The following is a 21,320-nucleotide window of genomic DNA, read 5'->3' as shown; positions in this document are numbered from 1 at the left end:
TATTGCTTCAGCGGTTAATATAGAACCAGCAAACGCAAAAAATCTTAATTTAAATAAAAACATTAATTTCGCAGCATGTTAAAACTTTTTGGCGCTATTGGCGAATATTTTATGCTTCTGGGAAAGACCTTCCAGAAACCTCAGAAAATGAAGGTTTTCATGAAGCTGTTAATGCGGGAAATTTACGATCTTGGGGTTAACTCCTTTGGTCTGGTACTTTTCACCTCCATATTTGTAGGTGCAGTAGTTGCCATACAGATGTATAATAACTTCAGTGCTTCTTCCTTTCCTATCCCGAACTCATTTATCGGGTATGCAACCAAAGTAGTTTTGATTCTGGAATTTTCTCCTACTATTGTCAGTGTAATCCTTGCCGGAAAGGTAGGTTCATATATTGCATCGAGTATTGGGACTATGCGCGTGACAGAACAAATTGATGCATTGGATATTATGGGGGTTAATTCTCCTAACTTTTTAATTTTACCTAAGATAGTAGCAAGTGTTGTTTTCAATCCGCTGCTTATTGCCATTAGTATTGTTTTTGGTATTGTAGGAGGTTACTGGGCGGGTGAACTAACAGGAAACTGGACACAGGCAGAGTATATCACTGGTATACAAATGTATATGCCGACTTACTTCATCTGGTATGCATTCTTCAAAACTGCTGTATTTGCATTTCTTATTGCTACTATTCCAGCCTACTTCGGTTACTTTGTTAAAGGAGGATCTCTGGAAGTAGGGCGTGCCAGTACACAGGCTGTAGTATGGACTATTGTAGCTGTTATTATAGCGAACTTAATATTAACCCAATTATTCCTGAGCTAATGATTGATATAAGAGATTTAAGAAAGAGTTTCGGTGATGTAGAAGTACTAAAAGGCATTTCTACTTCTTTTGAAGACGGAAAAATCAATCTTGTGATTGGACAGAGTGGATCCGGAAAAACGGTTTTCCTGAAATGTTTATTGGGAGTTTACGATCCTTCTTCCGGAATTATTGATTTTGATGGAAGAGATTTTGCTAAAATGAATCGTGAAGAAAGACAAAGTCTTCGTTCGGAAATAGGCACTGTATTCCAGGGAAGTGCTCTTTTTGACTCTATGACTGTAGAGGAAAATATTATGTTCCCGCTGGATATGTTTACAAACTTGACCTTTAAGGATAAGAAAAAGAGAGTTACCGACGTTATAGGTAGAGTAAAGCTTGAAAATGCTAACAATAAATATCCTTCTGAAATTTCCGGAGGAATGCAAAAAAGGGTAGCTATTGCCCGTGCTATTGTAAATAATCCGAAGTACTTATTCTGTGATGAACCTAACTCCGGACTAGACCCAAACACGTCAATAGTAATTGATGAATTGTTGAAAGAAATTACTGAAGAATACAAAACAACTACTATTATCAATACCCACGATATGAACTCGGTGATGACAATCGGTGAAAAAATTGTCTATCTGAGAAACGGACTGAAGGAATGGGAAGGCTCTATGCACAACATTCTGACAGCTGATAATGAACATTTAATAAACTTCGTCTACTCTTCAGCTTTATTTAAAGAGCTAAGAAAGACACTATTAGAAAAAAAGCAAAATTTATAAGTTATGAAGTCAAAGATTCAATCGACCTCTGTAATGAAGAAATTATTCATTCCGGTAATGCTAGGTGCGGCAGCATTTGCTCATGCTCAGGTTAGTCTTGGTGTAAGAGCCAATGCATTATTCAACACCTCATCTTCAAGATGGAGTGATATCAGTTCTACTGCACAAGGGGCTCTTAATAATCCTAAAGATGTTGCAGGTTTCAATGTAGGTCTTTCTGCAAAAATAAAGTTACCAATCGTTTCTTTATTTGTAATGCCGGAGATTTACTATACAAACTTCAAAAGTAAGGCTACTTACGTTGAGGCAAACGGAAACTCTGTCGAACTTTCTGCAAAAAGTAACAGATTAGATATTCCGGTAATGGTAGGTTTTGATGTTATTGGCCCATTAAGCGTATTTACAGGCCCTGTATTCTCTACAAACTTATCCAGCAACGATACCTTTCAGAACTTTAAAGAAGATACCTCCAAGAACTTTTCTGTAGGTTATCAGTTTGGTGCGAATGTAAAGATCTCTAAATTGATTGTAAATGCACGTTATGAAGGTTCTTTCTCTAAAGACCAACGTAAATTCATCAACAATGTTACAGGTAGTGGTGTAAACTACGACAACAGACCAAGCTTGTTTATGGTAGGTCTTGGTTATCAGTTTTAATCTAAAGCAGATTTAATAAAAATAAAAGCCGGATTGTTATACATTCCGGCTTTGTTGTTCTTGCTCTTGTTGTGTAGCATCCTGCATTAGCTGAGCCTGTTTCTTTTCCAGCTCATCTTTTTCTTTTTGCAGCTGCTTGAACTGTCGCATTTTATTTTCCTGCTTTACGGCAGATCCTTTGCTTACATAACCTACAATTCCTCCGAAGATAAGACCTACACCGATTCCGCATAAAGCACCATATACAACTCTTAGATCCAGAGCCATATTATTAAGATAGAATAATACTACCCCAATGGCCAATAATATAATCCCGACAAATGTTAAATTTTTCATATTGTGTAATTTAGTAATCCTCTTCAAATATATATATTTGAAGAGGATTAATTAGTGATTATTATAATTTACCTCCTGCCGCTCTGTAATATTCCAAAGCTTTTGGCATCATTGCCTCCAACGCTGCTTTTCTGTTAACTGGATTTGGGTGGGTCGACAAGAATGCCGGGGTACCAGCTCCACCTCCCGAAGCATCCTGCATTCTTTGCCAGAATGCTGGTGCAGTACGCGGATCGTATCCCGCCATAGCCATCAGATAAAGTCCCATTTGGTCTGCCTCAGATTCTTGTTTTCTTCCATATGCAAGAAGCCCTACCTGAGCCCCCATAGGATATAACTGATTGAAGATACTGGCCATTTGGCCATTACTAAGTGAAGCACCAACCAACTGTCCGCCGTATTGGGCTAATGTAGCCTGAGATATTCTTTCGTTTCCGTGTCCTGCTAATGCATGGGATATTTCGTGCCCCATTACAACAGCTAAACCGTTGTCATCTTTAGTTACTGGTAATATTCCTGTGTATACAGCAACTTTACCTCCCGGCATACACCATGCATTCAGTTGTTTGTCCTGAAGCAGATTGAATTCCCATTGGTAATTTGCCAGATCCTGCTCTCTTCCTATACTTCTGTAATAGTTTCTCGCTGCATTTGCAATCCGGGCTCCTACAGTTTTTACACGTGTTGCATCTGCACCTGTAATTACTTTAGATTTAGACAAAGTGGTCTTGTACTCTTGTAAAGCCATCGTATTGATCTGATTAGAGTCAGCAAATTGCACTGACGACCTTCCTGTAATAGGATTGGTTACGCAACCTGTAAAAGTTGCGGCAATAGCTGCTGCACCTATAATGCTTGTTATTTTCATAGCAGTAAAATTTATCGTGATTTCGCAAAATTCAAATTCTATTCCAAAAAACAAAAACCAATTCAGGAATTGTGTAACTTTATTTAATAAAATCTGAATCAGAACTTTATTTGGTATAAAATTAGTATTTTAATAAAAGCAACGATCATTTAAATTCCAAAAAAATGAAAAAACAAGTATACATCTATCTATTAGCAGCATTAACCGTTATTTCTGTAATCTCATGTGCTGCATCCAACAAGCCGACAGATATTGCTAAATCCGAAGAAGTTGCAAAATTAGTTAATCAGGACAGCTACACTTTTATTGCCACACGAGCCTATCCCATGGACCAGTCAACCATCAATAATGTAATGAGTGCTATGAGACCAGCTGGTGCAGCTGCAACATTGTTTGACCTCAACTATGGTTATGGTTTTAAAATACAGCCAAATGACCTGAGTGTGGATCTACCATATTTTGGCCGAATCTTCACACCGAGTATGGATACTTCCCGAAACGGACTGAAGTTTAGTTCTAAAAAGTTTACGATTGCTAAAAAAGAAAGTAAGAAGAAAATATCTTATACTATAAATGTTAATGATGTACAAAATATTCAGACTTTGTATATTGATGTTTATAACAACGGGAGAGCATTTCTTTCTGTAAATGCTAACGACAGACAACCTATCAGCTATGACGGTTATATCAAAGCTACAAAAGCGGAGAAATAAGTTACTCGTTAAATAGCTTCTTAACAAAATCTTTTGCTTCAGAGATAGGATTTACTGCCAGTTCTGAAGCATTTTTTTTATGTTCGTTGTAGGCATCTTCCAATTCTTTAGATGATCTTGTTTTACTCAGAATAAGTTCTTTTACCCAGTAATCGAATCTCTTTTCTGCCTGCTGGTGGCGTTCTTCCTCAAAAGTATTGTCCTTATGTTTCTGAAGGATATAGTCTTCTATCCTTTCATAGCATTCTTCCAGTCCTTTCTTCTTTAGTGCAGAACCGAGTATAACCGGAACTTTCCAGACTTTATTCTTATGTGTTATAAAATGAAGGGCACGCATCAACTCTAGTTTAGCATTCTTCGCTGCCGGGTTATTATCTTCGTCCGCCTTGTTAATGAAAATAATATCTACCATCTCCATTATACCTCGTTTTATTCCCTGCAACTCATCTCCGGTACCGGAAACTTTCAGGAACAGAAAGACATCTGTAATATCTGCAACCATTACTTCGCTCTGCCCTACACCAACAGTTTCAATTAATATATAATCATATCCTGCAGCTTCGCAAATTAGCATGGTCTCGAATGTTGTATTAGCTATTCCTCCAAGAAATCCGCCACTAGGACTGGGCCGGATAAATGCATTCGGATCTTTAGCTAGCTCTTCCATTCTTGTTTTATCCCCGAGGATACTCCCATGATTCAGACTACTACTTGGATCTATGGCCAGTACCGCAACTTTATTTCCTTTTTCAATAGCCAATTTTCCGAAGCTTTCTATAAAAGTAGATTTTCCGGCACCCGGAACTCCTGTTATCCCTACTCTTACCGATTTCCCGGTAAAAGGCATAAGCTGTCTCAGAAGCTCTTCCGCTTGCATGCGGTGTTCCGGTTTTTTGCTTTCAACAAGAGAAATAGCTTTTCCCAGCAATCGGGTATTATTGCTTTTGATTCCGTTAATAAGCTGTTCTGTAGAAAGCGCTTTAGCCATACTAATATTCAGTCTGAACAACAAAAATACTAAAGAAACAGTAATTTACAGAATCCTGTCTGTAAAAAGAAACCGGAAGAAAATCTTCCGGTCAGTTTTAAAGCCTGTCAGGCTTTCTTTTTCTTTTTTCGGGATATTTTCCCTTTAAGAAATTTTTTACGGTCTTCAAGCTGATGCACCATTCCCTCATCAAAGCTATTTTCCCTAACCTCTGATAGTATCTTTATAGCTTTTTTTATTTTCCCCTTTCGTTCCTTCAAAATAGATCTTAAGAGTAAAATATCTGCTTTATTGATTCCTTTTAGAGTAAGACTATAAGCAATAAGCTTTTCTGCTTCTTCATAGTCTTCATTATGCAGCATACATTTAATATAAAAATGAGGTATACTGATACTGGTTACATCATTTTTCATGGCTTCCTCAAAGTATGCCTTCGCAGTATTATAATCTTTTAGTATTTCGGAATACACTCTGGCCATAAGGCAGAGACTATCTGCATCCTGAGGATCATAAGACAAAGCATAATTAAGAGCCTCTACACAATCCGGTATACTGTAAGGATAATGATCTAAAGCTTGAAAATAATATTTGTTTTTAGTTAAGTTCATTTCTGTAATTTTTTAGCTCATTTTTCAGGGATTGCCTTTGTTTTTTAAAGGATCTATCTTGATGATTCTTTTTAAAATCCGTTCCGGAATAAGTACGAACAGGATTTCCGCGCTCAACCTGCATATGATTGCTCCAGGTATCCTGCATTCTGCGATGCATTTGTAAAATATGCTGTGCTACAACCTTTTCCTTTAAACGTGTAACTGATAGTTTTTTATTTTCCAGCTGTGAACGGGAATCCTGTACAAAAACACTTTCTCCGGTTGGTATATGGGTAGCACGAACTGCCGTATTTACTTTGTTTACGTTCTGTCCTCCGCTTCCCTGACTGCGTGTTGTCTGAAACTGAATGTCTTTTTCATCAAAATGAATTTCTTCTGCATCTTCAATTTCAAATACTCCAACATACCAGTTACTCCTTTTATGCAGCTTCCTGAATGTACTCTTTCCGACCCAACAAATACTCCCCAACCAGCTTTTTAAAAATATTGTTAATTCTTTATCTTTTAAAAGCAGGGTTACGGATTTTAGTGTCAGGTTTTCATCACCGTTTTCACGATGAATAATTTTATAATCTATTTTTTCTTGTTTCACTTCCTCCAGAAAAACCTTCAAAATTTTAGCGACTACCCACTGGCATTCTAAAGGTCCTCTTCCTGATGTTATTTGTATGAGTTTTTCCATTTTTGTAAAATCTTTAAGATAGCGTCTCTGTTTTTTGCTTCTTTAACAAATGTTGGCAATCTTTCAACCATACGCATTTTGTATGGCAATCTGGTTCTCAGGTCAGAAGAGATATAGTTTTCCATTTCTAAGAGATGCTCCATATTTCTAGCCCAGAATAATTTTCCTTTGAAATCTTCCTGAAAATAAAACGGGCATCCAAACACCAGATCACGGATTAAGCCTGCCTCTTTCGTAGAATAGTTCAGTACATATTTTTCTGTTTTGGGCTGAATCTGAAATACAGAATCACATGCCTCACATTTTACAGGCAGGCTTTCTGGCTTTGTTTTCAGTCCCCCTTTTATATGGTGGATAAAATGACCACATGCAGGACAATTGAGCTTTATGATTGCTTTATAAAACTCCAAATCTTCCTTCTTCCTTCTGAGATTACAGTACTGGCATTCCAACACTGCTTTTTCATCATACCCACTTCTGCTCTTTACTGTCGTATCTTTTCCACAAGAGGGACAGACAACCAGGCAATCTTCGTAGTAGGCATAATATTGTTGTTTATATCTCTTTTTCATTTCTTTATTTTTTTGTTATTCACACAAGGCTACTTGTCCATTCTTACAATTCTTGGTTGAAATGTTCCCAGAATATCTACTAATTCGCTTTGTGCATTCATTACTTCATGAATATCTTTATACGCCATTGGAGCTTCCTCGGCATTTCCTCCCATTAGTGTTACATTCTTTAATTGCAGTTCTTTTCTGATATCACTTTGTGTGAAAAGACTTCTGCATGCTCCTCTGGAATGGGCTCTTCCGGCACCATGTGAAGCTGAATGCAATGAATCAGGATTCCCTTTACCGCGAACAATAAACCCTTTCGCTGTCACAGATCCCGGAATCATTCCCAGTTCATTTTCATTAGCCGGGGTTGCTCCCTTACGGTGAACAATCACTTCTTTTCCGTTATGAATTTCTTTCCAGGCAAAGTTGTGATGATTTTCTATTTTAGCTTTCACTCTCCCACCTACGGCTTTAACCAATCTGCGGTGAATATCATCATGACAGGCTGAAGCATAATCTCCGGCCAGGGTCATTGCTGTCCAATATTCCAAGCCCATGTGAGTACTAAGGTCTAGCCATGCAAACTGCTGCGCTTCTTTAGGAAGCGGGCATTGCTCTACAGCAACTCTTGAGTAATACTGGGCAATCTCTGCGCCCAGACCACGGGAACCACTATGGGATAAAATCCCCAGATACTTTCCTTTTGGAAGGTTTATTTGGTCATCTTCCTCCGTGATTTCGACTTCGCCAAATTCTACGAAATGGTTCCCTCCTCCGGATGTTCCCATTTGTTTAATAGCTTTTGCTTTCAGTCTTCGCAGCACCGGAATCATTCCGAAAGTATCTCTTTCAAAAATCTCATGCTCAATATGAGACTTATGGGTTTCATACATCCCAAATTTGGTATGTTCTGCCAGTGCTTTTTCATATTTATCTCTTGCCCCGTCCAGATATGAAACCGGAGTATCCAGGATGCTAAGGCTCATTCTGCAGCCAATGTCCATCCCTACACCGTAAGGGATTACAGCATTTTCTACCGCCAGAACACCACCGATCGGAAGGCCATAACCACTATGTGCATCGGGCATTAATGCTCCCTGAAGCGATATTGGCAATTTTAGTGCTGTATAAAGCTGATTCTTTGCCTCCTCTGAAATATTGTGTCCGAAAACCTGAAATGCAGCTCTTTGGCTATTCAACATTCGTTTTTCAGTTTTTTTAGATAATAATAAAGCTTCTGCTATTTGTCCGAAACTTAAGTCTTTTTCATAGTTTTCCGGATGCAGCAAAATTTCTTTTAAAAGAGATTTTACATAATGAATGTTTTTGGTTGCAAAATTTCTTTTCATAACTTCCAGAGCAACATTAACACTCTGGTTATTAGGATATCCAATCTTTAATATATCTTTTCCTTTAAGTTTTAAATTTCCCATTGTTTTGTTCTTTAAATTCATGATGCAAATGCTTTAAGCTATGCATCAGCTATGCTGGCCACAAATTTTAAGGCCGCATTATCTTAATCAACTATATACATAGTCGAAAAAGTTTATCACACTAAAATTTGTGACAAAAATTAAGTTTGAAATAGAGATTCGGGGAAACTAAGTTTGAAATATTACGCAATAAAAAACCCGAAATCTCTACGACTCCGGGTTTTGATATTTCATTGTACTGTTATTCTAAGAATGTACCAAACCACGAAGCCTCACCACTATAAGTGGCAATCCTGCTGAAGAGTTTTTCTGAAATCTGAACATTACTTCGTTGTTTTTAAATGGTTAAACTTTATTTTGAGATGCAAATATATTAATTTTTATAAAAACCAATATATTTTTTTATTATCAGGTGCTATACATCTCAATTTTTTATTCAGACTAAATAACAAATGCATGTCACACAGGCTTTCTCAGGCGATTTTAAAGCTAAAACCTTTACATTTAAATAACTAATTAATAAATAATAAGATATGAAAAAGGCGATAATAGCAGGTGGATTAATGTTGTTTATATTTTCATGCAGTACACGTACACAAGGTACCGCCAGTACTGTAAAGCCGGTTTACAAGCTGACTGAACAACAATTTGCAACTGCCAAAAATCTTTTTGAAACCCGATGTGGTAAATGTCATGATCTGCCAAAACCTGAGGATCATACCGCGGAGAAATGGAAGCCTATTATGGATCAGATGGCCCCAAAAGCTAAATTAACGGATGAAGAGAAAAACTGGGTTCTTGCTTATGTAAGCACAAATGCAAAAAAACAGAACTAAAATAGTAAAAGAGCTGCCCTTATTCAGAGCAGCTCTTTATTATGATATATTACTTTCTATTCTTTAGAAAGGATATCCCGTGTACAATAAGGGTTGTCAGTACAAAAAGTATGGCTAAAATTCTCAACACAAATCCTGACCAGTAAAAGATGTAAGGAGGATCTAATCCGTAAATATTCTGCAGGTAGCCACCAGCTAAATAACAGAATATACTTACCAAAAGCATTATTAAAAGTCTCTTTTTCATTCAGGCTTAATTATTCCGCAGCAATCAGTTTCTCCAGAATCTCACATGCACATTGCGGCAGATTGGTTCCGGGACCAAATATATGATCTGCTCCGTTTGCGTATAAGAATTCATAATCCTGTTGAGGGATAACACCACCTACAACAATGGTAATATCGTCTGCACCTAATTTTTTCAATTCTTCCACCACCTGTGGAACCAGTGTTTTGTGTCCTGCAGCAAGTGAAGAGACACCCAAAATATGAATATCATTTTCAACGGCCTGTTTCGCCACTTCTTCCGGTGTCTGGAATAATGGTGCAACATCCACATCAAAGCCCATATCTGCAAAAGCTGTTGCTACTACTTTTGCACCTCTATCGTGACCATCCTGCCCCATTTTCACGACCATTAAACGCGGCCTGCGTCCTTCGTATTCTTCAAACTTTTGTGTCAGCTCAACAGCTTTAGCAAAGTATTCATTTTTAGATGCATTCATAGCGTAAACTCCCTGAATGGTTTTTATTTGTGCTTTATATCTTCCAAATTCTCCTTCCAGAGCATCAGAAATTTCTCCTAAAGTAGCTCTTCTTCTTGCAGCTTCTATACTCAACGCCAGGAGATTTCCTTTTTCCGTTTTTGCACATTCTTTAATCTCATCGAGAATCTGTTCTACAGCCTGATTATCTCTTCCTGATTTTATGCTGTTCAGCCTTTCAATCTGCTTCTGGCGTACCAATGAATTATCAATATCCAGAATTTCAAATTGTGGCTGTTTCTGCTGGGTTCTGAAGCTATTTACTCCGATGATAAATTCTTCACTGCTGTCAATCTTTGCCTGTTTTTTAGCAGCCGCCTCCTCAATTCTCATTTTTGGAATTCCAGCTTCAATAGCCTTAGTCATCCCACCTTCTTTCTCCACCTCATCAATATACTTCGTGGCTTCATCAATCATCTGCTGGGTAAGACTTTCTACAAGATAACTTCCTCCCATCGGATCTACCACGTCGCATATTTTGCTTTCCTGCTGCAATATAATCTGTGTATTTCTGGCAATTTTAGCAGAATAATCTGTAGGCAAGGCAATAGCCTCATCCAGTGCATTGGTATGCAAAGATTGTGTTCCTCCTAATGCTGAAGACAAGGCTTCGATAGCGGTACGGGTAATATTATTAAATGGTTCTTGTTCTGTTAAGCTCCATCCCGAAGTTTGGGAATGGGTTCTTAGAGCAAGAGATTTTGAATTTTGAGGTTTGAACTGCGCAATCAGCTCGGACCAGATATACCTGGCCGCACGCATTTTGGCAATCTCCATAAAATGATTCATACCAATAGCCCAGAAGAATGATAAGCGTGGAGCAAAATCATCGATATTCATTCCGGCCTGTATTCCGGTTCTTACATATTCTAAACCATCAGCCAGCGTATAAGCCATTTCCAGAACAGGTGTGGCTCCTGCTTCCTGCATATGGTAGCCTGAAATAGAAATAGAATTGAACTTAGGGATATTTTGTGAAGTATATTCGAATATATCGGCAATAATCTTCATAGAAGGCGCTGGTGGATAGATATAGGTATTCCTTACCATAAACTCTTTCAGAATATCATTCTGGATGGTTCCCGAGAGAAGTTCCTGATTTACCCCTTGTTCTTCTGCCGCTACAATATAAAATGCCAAAATAGGCAGTACAGCACCGTTCATAGTCATGGAAACGGAAATCTGATCCAAAGGAATTTCATTGAAGAGGATCTTCATATCCTCTACCGAATCTATTGCCACTCCGGCTTTTCCAACATCACCAACAACTCTTGCATGATCCGAGTCATATCCTCTGTGCGTTGCAAGATCGAATGCTACAGAAAGGCCTTTTTGACCTGCTGCCAGATTTCTACGGTAAAACGCATTGGATTCTTCTGCAGTAGAGAATCCTGCATATTGTCTGATTGTCCATGGTTTCTGAACATACATTGTTGTATATGGGCCTCTGAGATAAGGAGCAATCCCTGCCGAATATTCTTTATCAATCAAAGCCTGGGCATCGTCTGCAGAATACGAAGTCTTCATCTGAAGTCCGTCCTTCTCAAAATTATAATTTTCAAATGCTGAAGGCTTAATATCAAAATCAGGTTTCGGCGTCGTTATGGGTCTTCTCATTTCATGAAGTTTATGCCCGTAAATTTAAAAAATATTACCAATACACGCTCAGATTACCGGATATGTTTTACTACTTAATACCTAATTCAATCCTAAGAGAATCACTTCACTGAAATTCAATCTGCAAATCACAAAAAAACGGACCATAAAGTCCGTTTAAATTTTTTATTCCTCGATAGGAGGACACAATGGTATTGTTCCATTTAGACATCTTTGATTGCAATCCCAAGGATATTTTGTTCCATTGATAATACAATAGCCTTGTCTAAATTCTATATTATCCTTTCCGCCAAGGATATTACTTAAATTTTTTCTAGTAATTTTTTTCATATTAAATCTTTATTTGGTGAATTACATAGATACAATATTTTGCTCATTTGGCAAAATATTTTAGTATCAATTAAAAACGGACCATACAGTCCGTTTAAATTTTCAATTAGTTTCCACTAACATCACAAAAAGGGGTCATTCCATCCGGGCATTTGCCATCGCAACCTCCTCCCCAGGCACGCAATTTTCCATTAATAAGACAGTATGCCTGTCCTCCTCCTACATTATTGCCTCCCTGGATGCTGCTTAGTTTTTTTCTTTCAATTTTTTTCATGATATCTCATTTATTGGTGAACTACATAGGTACGATAATTTCTCCAATTAATAAAAACATAAACCTTTTATAATATATCAATGCAGAATAAAAAAACGGACTATAAAGTCCGTTTAATCTTTTAGTCCTCAGTATATGGGCATAAAGGAATTAATCTGTTTGGGCACCTCTGATTACATGGCCAAGGGCGCAATTTCCCATCAATAAGGCAGTATCCTTGTTGATCATTAAGATCTCCACCGACAATACTGCTTAACTCTTTTCTGTTAATTTTTTTCATAATATATCACATATTGGTGAACGACATAGTTACAATATTTCTTCGAATAAAAAAAATAATATACTTAAGTATAAATTGAATACAAAAAAACGGGCTATGTAGCCCGCTTAATCTTTATTCGAAAAGTATATCTTTAGAAGCCTTCTTCTTCTCCTTTCATTTTTTCAGCATTTTCAGCCATGATTACAGCATCAATCATCTCACCAATATCTCCATTCATATAAGCATCAAGGTTATAGATCGATTTATTAATACGGTGATCTGTAACCCTACCCTGAGGATAATTGTAAGTTTTAATCTTAGCAGAACGGTCTCCTGTAGATACCATCGTCTTACGCTGTGCTGCAATATCACCTACCACTTCCTGAAGTTTGATATCATATAATTTAGCACGAAGCATTTCCATTGCCAATTCACGGTTAGCCAACTGAGAACGTGCTTGTTGACATACAACTACGATTCCTGATGGCTTATGCGTTAACTGTACTTTTGTTTCTACCTTGTTAACGTTCTGCCCACCGGCACCTCCTGAACGGGAAGTCTGCATTTCTATATCTGCAGGATTAATTTCCACATCCACTTCTTCAGCTTCCGGAAGAACTGCAATAGTAATAGCAGAGGTATGAACACGTCCCTGAGATTCGGTTTCCGGTACACGTTGTACACGATGAACACCGGATTCAAACTTCATAATACCATAAACACCTTCTCCTTCAACTTTCATAATTAATTCCTTATAGCCTTTGGTAGCTTCATTAGAATCGGTTACCTCATGTCTCCAACCTTTGGTTTTAAAGTACATCGAATACATTCTGTAGATATCTTCCACAAAAATAGCCGCCTCATCTCCTCCAGTACCTGCACGTAATTCCACAATGATGTTTTTATCATCAGCAGGATCTTTCGGGATTAGTAATACTTTCAGTTCTTCTTCAAAACCCGGAATTTTTTCCTGAGCTTCAAGCTTCTCCATTTTAGCTAAATCGGACAAATCTTTATCTGATCCATCAGCAATAATTTCGTCGGACTCTTTTATCGTATCTAAAGCCGATTTGTACTGATCATAAACCTTAACGATTTTCCCCAGATCACTGTATTCTTTGTTTAAAGAAGAATATCTTTTCTGATCTGAGATAACATCCGGCTGAATGATCAAATCAGCGACTTCGTTATATCTTTGTTTTATAGCTTCCAGCTTCGGAATTAAACTCTTTGACATAATAGAATTTTAGGCTGCAAAGATACGGATTTTCAGGAGACAAGAAAAAAGTAAAAAACATGGGATCTATAGGAGTAGGGACAAAAGTTGGAGGTGAAGTAAAAAGTTAAGCAAATATGAAGATAAAAGCTTCCTTTCCAATAGGAATCTAAAGTTTTTAATTTTTTATATGAATGATTTTTAGCTTCCTGATTAAGATAACGCTCCTAACGGAGCTTCATATTCATAAAGATGTATTATATTTTCTGTATAAATTCATATGAGAGAAAACCATAAAAAATTAGAATAAAGCTCCGGAGGAGCTAAATCGGTGTAAAAAAAAACGTGTCATAAAAGTAAGTATTCCAGAGGAATACTATCTCACAATAATATGTATTTTTTCTATATCTTCTAGGGCTTATTGCTGATCCTATTTATGTATAAAAATAAAAATCCGTTCCTCAGAAGAGAAACGGATTTTCTTTATATAGTTTTGCTTTAAACTAGTGTGCATGGTGTCCATTCGCAGGGCGCTCACCTGCAGGTCTTTGGTAGATTACCTCAACACCTTCCTGCTCATATAGCTTTTTGTATCTAATTTCTTCGGGATCAAAGTTTTTGTTCTTCTTTCCGAAGTATTCTAACAAACCTTCTGTTAACCAAAGTGGAACAATGTAAGTTGCGAACATAAAGATACACCAAAAACCAGCCAGAAACATTGTAAAGAAATACACTGTCCAAAGGAACTGATAGAATGGATAAAAAGATGATAAAATCATTTCTTAAATATTTTATAGGGCAAAAATAGACTTTTTTTACTTTTTAGCAAAGGTTTTGACCATCTATTTTTAATTTATACTCATTTTATATAGAACTAATGGGCAAGATTTGCAAAGAAATCATTTCCTTTATCATCGGTAATGATGAATGCAGGGAAATCTACTACCTCAATCTTTCTTACCGCTTCCATTCCCAGCTCTTCAAAGTCTACAACTTCAACAGATTTAATGTTTTCTTTAGCAAGAACTGCTGCAGGACCACCGATAGAACCAAGATAGAAACCACCATATTTTGCACATGCATCTGTTACATCTTTACTTCTGTTTCCTTTTGCCAGCATCACCATACTTCCACCATTCGCCTGGAACTCGTCTACATAAACATCCATTCTTCCTGCCGTTGTTGGACCAAAGCTTCCTGAAGCCATTCCCTGCGGAGTTTTTGCAGGCCCGGCATAATAGATAGGATGGTTTTTGAAATATTCCGGCATTGGTTTCCCACTATCTAGTAATTCTTTGATCTTAGCATGGGCAATATCTCTTGCTACGATTAAAGTACCATTTAGTTTCAACCTAGTTTTAATCGGATATTTTGATAATTCAGCCAATACTTCACTCATTGGTCTGTTCAGATTAATCGTTACAGGCTCTTCCAGATGTGGTGCTGTTTCCGGTAAGAACTTCTCAGGATTTACCTCTAATTGCTCAAGGAAAATTCCGTCTTTGGTGATCTTTCCTTTGATATTTCTGTCTGCAGAGCAAGAAACCCCCATACCAACAGGACAAGAAGCTGCATGGCGAGGTAAACGGATCACACGTACATCGTGTGTAAGGTATTTACCGCCGAACTGTGCTCCAATAGCACTTTCCTGACAAATCTTTTGTACTCTCTTCTCCCATTCCAAATCGCGGAATGCCTGGCCACCAATGTTTCCTTCAGTCGGAAGGTTATCATAATATCCTGCACTCGCTTTCTTCACTGCTGCAAGGTTAGCTTCTGCAGAAGTACCTCCGATTACTAATGCCAGGTGATATGGTGGGCATGCTGCTGTCCCAAGATCCATGATTCTTTCTTTAACAAACTCCTCCAGAGACTTATCATTTAATAATGATTTTGTCTTCTGGTAAAGGAAAGTCTTATTAGCAGATCCACCTCCTTTTGCAAGAAATAAGAATTTATAGGCGTCTCCTTCCTCAGCATAAATATCAATCTGTGCCGGAAGGTTAGATCCTGAATTCTTTTCATCAAACATCGTTAACGGAACTACCTGAGAGTATCTAAGATTCTGATTCTGGTAAGTATTATAAATTCCTTTGGAAATCCACTCAGCATCATTTACTCCTGTATAAACGTTCTCCCCTTTCTTGGCAACACATATTGCTGTTCCGGTATCCTGGCAAGAAGGAAGAGCTCCCTTTACTGCTACAGACGCATTCTGCAATAGGTTATAAGCCACAAAACGATCATTGTCTGTCGCTTCAGGATCATCGATAATATTTTTAAGCTTCTGTAAATGAGTTGAACGAAGCATGAATGAAACATCCTTTAATGCTTCTTCTGCTAAAAGTTCTAGGCCTTTAGGATCAACTGTTACAATTTCTCTTTCACCTAACTTCTCAACCTTTACATAATCGGAAGTCAATTTTTTGTATTGTGTGTCGTCTTTTAGAATAGGAAATGGTTCCTGATACTGAAATTCCATTTTTAATATTTTTCTGAAAAATTAGAGTCGTAAAAATAAGAATAATGAAAGCTGTACTATCTCCAACATGAGTAAAATCACCAGCTTTACTCATATTTATAATGATTATAAATTGGAGGAATTCTATTTAGGAAAAACAAACATACCGACTGGTATGTAGAATAAGAAAAGATTTCTATATTTGCAGTGTGTTATGAAAGAAACGCCAGAATATATTATTGAAAAAGTAGCTCCTGTATTTAATAAGAAAGGATATACAGCTACTTCATTATCGGAAATTACTAAGGCCACTAACCTTACTAAAGGGGCTGTATATTTTTATTTTAAGAATAAGGAGGATCTTGCCGTTAAAGCCTTTCATTTTAATATAGAGAAGATTATAAAGCCTTTAAGAGAAAAAATAGGGTCAAAAGAAAGCAGCATAGAGAAGCTTAAAGCAATTACAGAATATTTTAGAAACGATTATTTTGATTTCGCACGAGAAATTGGCGGTTGCCCGATGCTAAATCTTGGTGTAGACGCTCAGTTTAATAATAAAGTACTATTTGATGAAGCTCAAAAAATATCAAAAGTTTTCATCCGAAGTATTTCAGAAATCATCAAATCCGGTATTCTAAAAAAACAAATTAAAGCCCATACAGATGCTGATAAAATATCAATGGTTATTTATGCCATGATTGAAGGAGCTGTATTCATGGCGATTACAAAAGATGATAAAAGCTTTTTAACCCACATAAACGACCATATTGACAACAGTGTTATAAAACAAATATGTATATAAAAATTTTTTAATCATTAACATACCAATTGGTATGTTAAATAATTTAAAGATAAAATCATGGAAGCAACTATTGAATCAATTGGGATTTATATCCCCGAAAACAAAATCACAAATAAGTATTTCGAAAAGATCATTGACACCAATGATGAATGGATTAGGAGCAGAACAGGTATCAAAACAAGATATTTCAGCAAGGAAAATGAATATACAAGCGATATGTGTATCAAGGCCATTGAAAATCTGGAAAAGGATTATAAAAAAGGACTTGCTGATATCGATTTCATAATTATAGCAACCAGCACACCGGATCAGCAATTTCCAAGTGTTGCTAGTAAGGTTCAGAGCAGATTCAATATTCCGCAGGCAGGCTGTATAGATATTTCCGCGGGTTGTGCTGGATTTGTATACGGAATTATTATGGCTCAGGGACTTATTGCAACTGGAAGTTATAAAAAGATTCTGGTAGCTGGCGCTGAAACATTATCCAAAATTTGTGATTTTACAGACCGGACAACCTGCATCCTTTTTGGAGACGGAGCCGGCGCTGTAATAGTAGAGGCGTCGAAGCAAAAGCAACTTTTCTCTTCAACAACTATCACAGAAGGATCATACGGCAAGGAACTCTATAAATCGGAAGGCTATGCCACCATAAATGGAGAAAACGTAATAAACAACGGAAAAATACACCAAAACGGAAGAACTGTTTTTAAGTGGGCTGTATCCACATTACCTGTAGAAATCCAGAGATTACTGGAAAAAAATAAACTATCATTGCAGGATATCAAATGGATGATTCCACATAGTGCCAATATAAGAATACTGGAAAATGTCTGCGAAGAGCTTGAATTTCCAAAAGAAAAATGTCTGCAAAGTGTTACAGACTACGGAAATACTTCTGCAGCTTCTATTCCCATTGCGTGGTATAACGGAATAAAAGATGGGAAACTGCAACAAGGTGACCTTCTTGTATTGGCAGGTTTTGGTAGTGGTCTTACTTTCTCGGGAATATGCTTGCGGAATCAGATTGCAAATAAATACTTAACATAATATAAATCAACAATATAGACACATTGTTTCGTGTAGTATTATTTTATCAATCATGATTATTATCAATTGCATAAAATCTGTTCTTTAGCTAACTTTATAAAAAATTAGATCACAATGATTTACAGAACCGAACACGACACAATGGGCGAGGTAAAAGTACCCGCTGATAAATTCTGGGGAGCACAAACAGAACGTTCCCGAAATAATTTTAAAATCGGACCAGAGGCTTCTATGCCTCATGAAATTATAGAAGCGTTTGCTTACCTGAAGAAGGCTGCAGCCTATGCAAATACAGATCTGAGAGTCCTTCCTTCCGATAAAAGGGATATGATTTCTCAGGTTTGTGATGAGATCCTTGAAGGAAAGCTATTTGATCAGTTTCCGCTTGTGATCTGGCAAACAGGGTCAGGTACCCAATCAAATATGAATGTTAATGAGGTTGTTTCCAACAAAGCACATGTAAATAATGGCGGGCAGCTGGGTGAGAAATCTGAAGTGCATCCAAATGATGATGTAAACAAGTCTCAGTCTTCTAACGATACCTATCCTACAGCTATGCATATTGCAGCCTACAAAAAGGTTGTAGAACATACAATTCCGGCTGTTGAAACATTAAAAAATACACTAAAAGCAAAATCAGAAGCTTTTAAAAACATCGTAAAGATTGGGAGAACACACCTAATGGATGCTACTCCGCTTACACTAGGCCAAGAATTTTCCGGTTATGTGGCTCAATTAGAATTTGGCTTGAAAGCATTAAAAAATACATTACCGCATTTGGCAGAACTGGCACTAGGCGGAACAGCTGTGGGGACAGGGCTAAACACACCTCAGGGCTATGATGTGAAAGTAGCAGAATATATTGCTAAGTTTACCAGATTGCCTTTTATAACTGCTGAAAACAAATTTGAGGCTCTTGCGGCTCATGATGCGATCGTTGAATCTCATGGTGCACTAAAGCAGCTTGCTGTATCTTTATTCAAAATAGCACAGGACATCCGTTTGCTGGCTTCCGGTCCACGCTCCGGAATCGGGGAAATTCATATCCCGGAAAACGAACCAGGATCTTCAATTATGCCTGGAAAAGTAAACCCAACACAAAATGAAGCTATGACTATGGTGTGTGCACAGGTATTAGGCAATGACACAACTATTTCATTTGCCGGAACGCAGGGAAATTACGAACTGAATGTTTTCAAACCAGTAATGGCCTATAACTTCCTACAGTCTGCACAACTTATTGCTGATGCCTGTATTTCTTTCAACGACCATTGTGCGGTAGGAATCGAACCTAATGAACCAAGAATAAAAGAGCTGGTTGACAAATCGCTGATGTTGGTTACAGCGCTGAATACACATATTGGTTACGAAAATGCTGCTAAAATTGCTAAAACAGCTCACAAAAACGGTACAACATTGAAAGAGGAGGCTATCAACCTGGGGCTTGTAACAGCTGAACAGTTCGATGAATGGGTGAAACCAGAGGACATGGTGGGCAGCCTGAAATAAGGTTAATTTATTTTATCATTCAATAGACTCATGAAAATTCGGGATGAAAAGCTCCGGAAAATATTAGACTGGGCTAATGGAAACGAAGATATCAAGGCAGTTATACTGACCAGTTCTCTTGTAAATCCTTTAGCTCCGGTCGACGATTTCAGTGATCTGGACGTGGAACTTATATTTGAAGACAACCAAGCTTATATCTCAGATCATAAATGGCTGAATCTTTTTGGTCAGCCAATTTCTATGATTGAAGAGGATGAAAGCTGCTTTAACGGAGTACATGCTATGAAAATGGTTTTGTATAAAGACACTGTAAAGGTAGATTTCAAGCTTTATCGTAAATCTTCTTATCTACAGGAAATACAGCATAAAGAGCTTCCCGAAGACTGGGATATCGGATATAAAATATTGCTGGACAAAGATGGTATTACCCAAAATATGAAGCCTCCGACACATCGGGTTTCAATTATCAAAAAACCAGATGAAAAAGATTTTGAAAAACTGATTTCTGATTTCTGGTGGGACTGTACTTATGTTGCAAAATGCCTGGCACGTGGGGAGATCTTCTATGCAAAATTCATGTCAGAAAACATTATCAGAACGGAATATTTGGTTCCACTATTGGAATGGTATATCGCAAGTCAGCACAATTGGGATATTACAACCAATAAACATGGAAGGCTTTTCAAAAAATATCTGTCGCAGGATCTCTGGTCTAAAACTGAGCAAACTTTTTCCGGAAGTAATATTGAAGAAAACTGGAAAGCTCTTTTTAGTATGACTGATATAGTAGGAGAACTTGGGAAGAATTTAGCAAAAGAACTCAACTACCCTTATGCCACAGAAATGGAAAATAATATCAGAACCTATCTGGAGACAGTATATAAATCCAGTATTTAGTTTGTCTCTTTCATTATCCATAAATGATATTAAGAAATAAATATAAAAGCGGTCTCAATAGTATTGAGTCCGCTTTTATATTTATTTACTTTTTAGATTTTTAGGATACAATCTGATCTGCAAAATATTTCTCCAGATCCTGCAGTGTTTCCGGATTGGTTTGTATGTCTCTCACAACTTCGCCTTTATTCAGAATTACAATTCTGTTGCAAACCTCCGTTGTATGGGAAAGGTCGTGACTGGAAATAAGAAATGTAACATTAGCATCCTGTGACCAGTTTCTGATCAGATTTTTCAGTTTAATCTGTGTAGAAGGATCCAGATTGGCAAAAGGCTCGTCCAGTACAATAATTTCCGGATTCCCTATCAATGCCCCTACAATGCCAACTTTCTTCATATTCCCTTTAGAAAGGTCCCGGATATATTTTCCGGCATTCAGAATTTCTCCATTAAACAAATCCGAAAATTGCTTCAGAAATTCATCTACACTAGCCATGTTCTGCCCTCTCAGTTCACCCAGAAAATAGAAATATTCTTCTGGTGTAAGGTAACCGATAAGAAAGCTTTCATCTATAAAGGCACTAAGTTTTGTTTTCCAGGCTTCAGATTCGTTAACTTTAATATTATCAATACTGATAAATCCCGATGAAGGAGCTATAAGATCTAATAGTACACTGAATAAAGTAGTTTTCCCGGCACCGTTATTTCCTACCAGCCCGAATGTCTCACCTTTGGGAATACTAAGCTCATGAATATTTAAAACTTTATTGGCACCGTAAACTTTTGATATATTTTGAATTGAAATCATTTTATTGAATTTGGATATTAATTTATAGTTATTCGCTAAACTGTATAATGT

General features: G+C 37.2%; 23 protein-coding genes. 9 read left to right on the top strand and 14 right to left on the bottom strand.

Annotated features, from left to right (window positions below; genetic code table 11):
- The first annotated feature begins 75 nt into the window (after positions 1 to 75).
- Genes BAZ10_RS12010 through BAZ10_RS12000 form a run of 3 tightly spaced genes read left to right on the top strand, consistent with a single transcriptional unit; the run spans position 76 to position 2,255 of the window.
- Positions 76 to 825: an MlaE family ABC transporter permease gene (locus tag BAZ10_RS12010; protein WP_009086771.1), complete on the top strand. Its 750-nt coding sequence runs from the start codon at positions 76 to 78 to the stop codon at positions 823 to 825.
- Positions 825 to 1,598 (top strand): ABC transporter ATP-binding protein, encoded by a 774-nt coding sequence (locus BAZ10_RS12005; RefSeq protein ID WP_009086770.1) that lies wholly within the window; start codon positions 825 to 827, stop codon positions 1,596 to 1,598. Before BAZ10_RS12010 ends, BAZ10_RS12005 begins: the two co-directional genes overlap by 1 nt.
- Before the next feature lie 3 nt (positions 1,599 to 1,601).
- Entirely contained in the window at positions 1,602 to 2,255 is a 654-nt protein-coding gene (locus BAZ10_RS12000) for a porin family protein (protein WP_078772252.1), read from the top strand.
- 36 nt (positions 2,256 to 2,291) lie between these two features.
- Here the strand turns inward: BAZ10_RS12000 and BAZ10_RS11995 are convergent, their stop codons facing one another.
- Complete coding sequence (locus BAZ10_RS11995; RefSeq protein WP_034871752.1) at positions 2,292 to 2,591, bottom strand: hypothetical protein; 300 nt, start codon at positions 2,589 to 2,591, stop codon at positions 2,292 to 2,294.
- A gap of 61 nt (positions 2,592 to 2,652) precedes the next feature.
- Complete coding sequence (locus tag BAZ10_RS11990) at positions 2,653 to 3,459, bottom strand: M48 family metallopeptidase (RefSeq protein ID WP_078772251.1); 807 nt, start codon at positions 3,457 to 3,459, stop codon at positions 2,653 to 2,655.
- A gap of 164 nt (positions 3,460 to 3,623) precedes the next feature.
- Between BAZ10_RS11990 and BAZ10_RS11985 the strand changes: the two genes are divergently transcribed.
- Positions 3,624 to 4,172: a DUF4251 domain-containing protein gene (locus BAZ10_RS11985; RefSeq protein ID WP_078772250.1), complete on the top strand. Its 549-nt coding sequence runs from the start codon at positions 3,624 to 3,626 to the stop codon at positions 4,170 to 4,172.
- Position 4,173: 1 nt separating this feature from the next.
- On the opposite strand, the gene meaB is transcribed toward BAZ10_RS11985, so the two are convergent.
- The 5 genes from meaB to BAZ10_RS11960 all read right to left on the bottom strand — a co-directional run bounded on the left by meaB (position 4,174) and on the right by BAZ10_RS11960 (position 8,446).
- Complete coding sequence (meaB, locus tag BAZ10_RS11980; protein WP_078772249.1) at positions 4,174 to 5,160, bottom strand: methylmalonyl Co-A mutase-associated GTPase MeaB; 987 nt, start codon at positions 5,158 to 5,160, stop codon at positions 4,174 to 4,176.
- Between the two features lie 107 nt (positions 5,161 to 5,267).
- Positions 5,268 to 5,768 (bottom strand): tetratricopeptide repeat protein, encoded by a 501-nt coding sequence (locus BAZ10_RS11975; protein ID WP_078772248.1) that lies wholly within the window; start codon positions 5,766 to 5,768, stop codon positions 5,268 to 5,270.
- Entirely contained in the window at positions 5,755 to 6,453 is a 699-nt protein-coding gene (gene prfH, locus BAZ10_RS11970) for a peptide chain release factor H (protein WP_078772247.1), read from the bottom strand. Before prfH ends, BAZ10_RS11975 begins: the two co-directional genes overlap by 14 nt.
- A complete protein-coding gene (locus BAZ10_RS11965; protein WP_078772246.1) occupies positions 6,432 to 7,025 on the bottom strand; it encodes a hypothetical protein in 594 nt (197 codons plus the stop codon). The genes prfH and BAZ10_RS11965 overlap by 22 nt, the downstream gene beginning before the upstream one ends.
- Positions 7,026 to 7,054: 29 nt before the next feature.
- A complete protein-coding gene (locus BAZ10_RS11960; RefSeq protein ID WP_078772480.1) occupies positions 7,055 to 8,446 on the bottom strand; it encodes an RtcB family protein in 1,392 nt (463 codons plus the stop codon).
- 533 nt (positions 8,447 to 8,979) lie between these two features.
- Between BAZ10_RS11960 and BAZ10_RS11955 the strand changes: the two genes are divergently transcribed.
- A complete protein-coding gene (locus BAZ10_RS11955; RefSeq protein WP_078772245.1) occupies positions 8,980 to 9,282 on the top strand; it encodes a hypothetical protein in 303 nt (100 codons plus the stop codon).
- A gap of 49 nt (positions 9,283 to 9,331) precedes the next feature.
- Here the strand turns inward: BAZ10_RS11955 and BAZ10_RS11950 are convergent, their stop codons facing one another.
- The 6 genes from BAZ10_RS11950 to BAZ10_RS11925 form a co-directional block, all read right to left on the bottom strand.
- The gene (locus BAZ10_RS11950) at positions 9,332 to 9,529 is read right to left on the bottom strand and encodes a hypothetical protein (protein ID WP_078772244.1); all 198 of its coding nucleotides are present in this window, start codon (positions 9,527 to 9,529) and stop codon (positions 9,332 to 9,334) included.
- 10 nt (positions 9,530 to 9,539) lie between these two features.
- Positions 9,540 to 11,663 (bottom strand): methylmalonyl-CoA mutase, encoded by a 2,124-nt coding sequence (gene scpA, locus BAZ10_RS11945; protein ID WP_078772243.1) that lies wholly within the window; start codon positions 11,661 to 11,663, stop codon positions 9,540 to 9,542.
- Positions 11,664 to 12,099: 436 nt separating this feature from the next.
- Entirely contained in the window at positions 12,100 to 12,267 is a 168-nt protein-coding gene (locus BAZ10_RS19085) for a hypothetical protein (protein ID WP_165689661.1), read from the bottom strand.
- Positions 12,268 to 12,680: 413 nt separating this feature from the next.
- Positions 12,681 to 13,766 (bottom strand): peptide chain release factor 1, encoded by a 1,086-nt coding sequence (gene prfA / locus BAZ10_RS11935; protein WP_024567866.1) that lies wholly within the window; start codon positions 13,764 to 13,766, stop codon positions 12,681 to 12,683.
- A gap of 482 nt (positions 13,767 to 14,248) precedes the next feature.
- Positions 14,249 to 14,524 (bottom strand): hypothetical protein, encoded by a 276-nt coding sequence (locus BAZ10_RS11930; RefSeq protein WP_078772242.1) that lies wholly within the window; start codon positions 14,522 to 14,524, stop codon positions 14,249 to 14,251.
- 95 nt (positions 14,525 to 14,619) lie between these two features.
- Positions 14,620 to 16,227 carry a fumarate hydratase gene (locus BAZ10_RS11925; RefSeq protein ID WP_078772241.1) on the bottom strand — a complete coding sequence of 536 codons (1,608 nt, stop codon included), beginning with the start codon at positions 16,225 to 16,227 and terminating at the stop codon, positions 14,620 to 14,622.
- Between the two features lie 193 nt (positions 16,228 to 16,420).
- On the opposite strand from BAZ10_RS11925, the gene BAZ10_RS11920 reads away from it, so the two are divergent.
- The 4 genes from BAZ10_RS11920 (at position 16,421) to BAZ10_RS11905 (ending at position 20,461) form a co-directional block, all read left to right on the top strand.
- Positions 16,421 to 17,008, top strand: coding sequence for a TetR/AcrR family transcriptional regulator (locus BAZ10_RS11920; protein ID WP_078772240.1), 588 nt, complete (start codon positions 16,421 to 16,423; stop codon positions 17,006 to 17,008).
- 57 nt (positions 17,009 to 17,065) lie between these two features.
- On the top strand, positions 17,066 to 18,055 hold the full coding sequence (locus BAZ10_RS11915; protein WP_078772239.1) for a ketoacyl-ACP synthase III: 990 nt from the start codon (positions 17,066 to 17,068) through the stop codon (positions 18,053 to 18,055).
- 114 nt (positions 18,056 to 18,169) lie between these two features.
- Positions 18,170 to 19,564 (top strand): class II fumarate hydratase, encoded by a 1,395-nt coding sequence (gene fumC / locus BAZ10_RS11910; RefSeq protein WP_078772238.1) that lies wholly within the window; start codon positions 18,170 to 18,172, stop codon positions 19,562 to 19,564.
- Between the two features lie 30 nt (positions 19,565 to 19,594).
- The gene (locus BAZ10_RS11905) at positions 19,595 to 20,461 is read left to right on the top strand and encodes an AadS family aminoglycoside 6-adenylyltransferase (protein WP_078772237.1); all 867 of its coding nucleotides are present in this window, start codon (positions 19,595 to 19,597) and stop codon (positions 20,459 to 20,461) included.
- 100 nt (positions 20,462 to 20,561) lie between these two features.
- Here the strand turns inward: BAZ10_RS11905 and BAZ10_RS11900 are convergent, their stop codons facing one another.
- Complete coding sequence (locus BAZ10_RS11900) at positions 20,562 to 21,269, bottom strand: ABC transporter ATP-binding protein (RefSeq protein ID WP_078772236.1); 708 nt, start codon at positions 21,267 to 21,269, stop codon at positions 20,562 to 20,564.
- Positions 21,270 to 21,320: the final 51 nt, after the last annotated feature.

It is taken from the genome of Elizabethkingia occulta, assembly GCF_002023715.1.
Lineage (GTDB): Bacteria > Bacteroidota > Bacteroidia > Flavobacteriales > Weeksellaceae > Elizabethkingia > Elizabethkingia occulta.
Note: the sequence above shows the minus strand (reverse complement) of the source record. Positions and strands in the feature narration are given on the sequence as shown.